Here is a 2934-nt window from a genome sequence, read left to right as displayed (position 1 = left end):
TTTGGCCCTGGCGAGGTACTATTTACCAAGGAATTTTACGGAAACTGCTGCCGTGCTTTAACGGAGCAGGGGATATTGATGAATCAGCACGAAAGCCCTTTTTACGAAGAAGATGCAAAAGCTATGAAGTCTGCCCATCGCCGTATTTCCCATGCATTCCCCATGAGCTTTGTGTATCAGGCCCACATCCCCACTTATCCTTCGGGACATTGGTTGTTTGGGTTTGCATCAAAATCACTGCATCCTCAGAAGGATTTGAAAGCAGAGGTTTGGAATGCATTCGGGATAAAAACAAAATATTATAACACGGAGCTGCACCAAGGAGCCTTTGCCTTACCCAATTATGTAAAGGAGATGCTGGAGGATGCTTAAAAATATACAAACTTTTTTGGCCTGCGAAGCTGAATATGAGGATGCGGAAATTGTGCTGTTTGGTGTTCCCTTTGATGGAACTACCTCCTTTCGCCCTGGTACCCGCTTTGGACCCTCAGCCATTCGTAGCGAATCTTTTGGGATAGAAACCTATTCCCCTTACTGCGATAAAGATATGACGGATTATCAAATTTTTGACGGTGGAGATTTGGAGCTTCCCTTTGGCAATACGGAAAGAGTTCTGGAAATGATTCAGGAATACACGACGGAGATTCTTAATGATGGCAAGGGCTTTGTCATGCTTGGAGGGGAACATTTGATTACCTTAGGGGCGGTGCGGGCTGTGGTGGAGCGTTATCCTGATGTTCATATTATTCATCTAGATGCCCATACCGACCTTAGAACGGACTATTTGGGAGAAAATCTTTCCCATTCTACCGTAATCAAACAGGTATGGAACCTTGTGGGGGATGGAAGAATTCACCAATTTGGCATTCGCAGTGGTGAAAAATACGAGTTTGAATTTGCAAAGAAACATACAAATCTCCATAAATTTGACCTTGAAGGATTTTCGGAAACTATAGCCCAATTAAAGGGTAAGCCTGTATATTTTACACTGGATTTGGATGTATTAGATCCCTCCATTTTTTGCGGAACAGGTACACCTGAAGGGGGCGGCATTACCTTTAAAGAACTAATGGAGGCCGTTTTGCAGCTGCATCAGTTAAATATTGTAGGATGTGATATTAACGAGCTTTCGCCCCATTATGACCAAAGCGGCAGTTCCACTGCCATTGCTTGTAAAATGACACGAGAAATATTACTACAGATTACAAAGTAAAGGAGACAGAAAAAATGGGAAAATGTATGATTATCGGTTGCGGTGGCGTTGCCAGTGTTGCAATTCACAAATGTTGCCAAAACAGCGAGGTTTTTGAGGAAATTATGATTGCCAGCCGAACCAAATCCAAATGTGATGCATTAAAAGCAAAGCTTGATGGAACAACAAAAACAATCATTCACACAGCACAGGTTGATGCTGACAATGTGGCGGAATTGGTTGTACTTATCAATGCGTTTAAGCCTGATGTAGTGTTGAATCTGGCTTTGCCTTATCAGGATTTGACCATTATGGAGGCTTGCCTTGCAACAAAAACCCATTATGTGGACACTGCAAACTATGAACCTTTGGATACTGCAAAGTTTGAATATAAATGGCAATGGGATTACCGTGAGAAATTTAAAGAGGCGGGCATCTGTGCATTGCTAGGCAGTGGTTTTGACCCAGGTGTTACCGGTGTTTTCTCCGCTTATGCCCAAAAGCATCACTTTGATGAAATCAATTATATTGATATTCTTGACTGCAACGGTGGTGACCATGGCTATCCTTTTGCAACCAATTTTAACCCTGAAATTAATATTAGAGAAGTAACTGCTAACGGCAGTTATTGGGAAAATGGTGAATGGATAGAAACAGAACCAATGGAAATTAAGCGTGAGTACGATTTTGCAGAAGTTGGTAAAAAAGACATGTATTTGCTCCATCATGAAGAACTGGAAAGCTTGGGCTTAAACATTAAAGGCATTCAGCGTATTCGCTTCTTCATGACCTTCGGCCAAAGCTATCTGACCCATTTGAAATGCTTGGAGAATGTGGGTATGACTTCGATTGAGCCTATCGAATTTGATGGTAAGAAAATTGTGCCTCTGCAGTTTTTGAAGGCCGTGTTGCCTGATCCAGCAAGTCTTGGCCCCCGTACCGTTGGAAAAACAAACATCGGCTGTATTTTCCAGGGGAAAAAGGATGGGAAAGAAAAAACATATTATCTGTACAACGTTTGCGACCATCAAGAATGCTATAAAGAAGTGGGCAGTCAGGCAATTTCTTATACCACAGGAGTGCCAGCTATGATTGGAGCAATGCTGGTGATGACTGGAAAATGGAATCAGCCCGGTGTTTGGAATATGGAAGAGTTTGATCCCGATCCATTCATGGAAGCATTAAATAAATGGGGCTTGCCTTGGGTGGAAGATTTTAATCCTGAGTTGGTGGACTAATGGATGAGCGATTATATTCTGTGGAAACACCATGTTATGTGGTTGACGAGAAGAGTTTAATCGAGAATCTCGTTATTTTAAGAGACGTTGCCGATCGTGCAGGCTGTAAAATTCTGCTGGCACAAAAGGCGTTCTCTATGTTTGCGGTTTATCCACTAATTGGGTGTTATCTGGATGGCACAACTGCCAGTGGTTTATTTGAGGCAAAGCTTGGCTATGAAGAGATGGGCAAGGAAACCCATGTTTTTTCGGCGGCCTATATGGAAAAGGAGTTTCAAGAAGTTACAGAAATCTGCGACCATATTACCTTTAATTCCTTTGCCCAGTGGCAAAAATATAGAAAAAGAGCTCTTGCGGCAGGAAAAAGCTGTGGCATACGGGTGAATCCCCAACACTCCACCCAAGCCCATGGTATTTATGACCCTTGTGCTGAAGGCTCCCGTTTAGGTGTGACCAGAGAAAATTTTAGAACTGATCTGCTAGAGGGAATAGAGGGTCTGCATT

General features: G+C 42.7%; 2 protein-coding genes and 2 pseudogenes. All 4 read left to right on the top strand.

Annotation, left to right across the window (positions count from 1 at the left end):
• A pseudogene (locus RTK36_RS01090) lies at nt 1-372 on the top strand (spermidine synthase); the annotation flags it as partial.
• Nucleotides 365-1213, top strand: a complete 849-nt coding sequence (gene speB / locus RTK36_RS01085) for an agmatinase (RefSeq protein WP_312043463.1) — start codon at nt 365-367, stop codon at nt 1211-1213. The pseudogene RTK36_RS01090 and the gene speB, both read left to right, overlap by 8 nt.
• 14 nt (nt 1214-1227) lie before the next feature.
• Nucleotides 1228-2430 (top strand): saccharopine dehydrogenase family protein, encoded by a 1203-nt coding sequence (locus tag RTK36_RS01080; protein ID WP_312043461.1) that lies wholly within the window; start codon nt 1228-1230, stop codon nt 2428-2430.
• Nucleotides 2430-2934: pseudogene (locus RTK36_RS01075) on the top strand (carboxynorspermidine decarboxylase); the annotation flags it as partial. The gene RTK36_RS01080 and the pseudogene RTK36_RS01075, both read left to right, overlap by 1 nt.

Origin of the sequence: Anaerotignum sp. (genome assembly GCF_031981185.1) — a bacterium.
Taxonomy (GTDB): domain Bacteria; phylum Bacillota; class Clostridia; order Lachnospirales; family Anaerotignaceae; genus Chakrabartyella.
Note: the sequence above shows the minus strand (reverse complement) of the source record. Positions and strands in the feature narration are given on the sequence as shown.

Coding starts and splice junctions, on each gene's coding strand:
- speB (WP_312043463.1), top strand. CDS start 365: ATGCTTAAAAATATACAAACTTTTTTGGCCTGCGAAGCTGAATATGAG.
- RTK36_RS01080 (WP_312043461.1), top strand. CDS start 1,228: ATGGGAAAATGTATGATTATCGGTTGCGGTGGCGTTGCCAGTGTTGCA.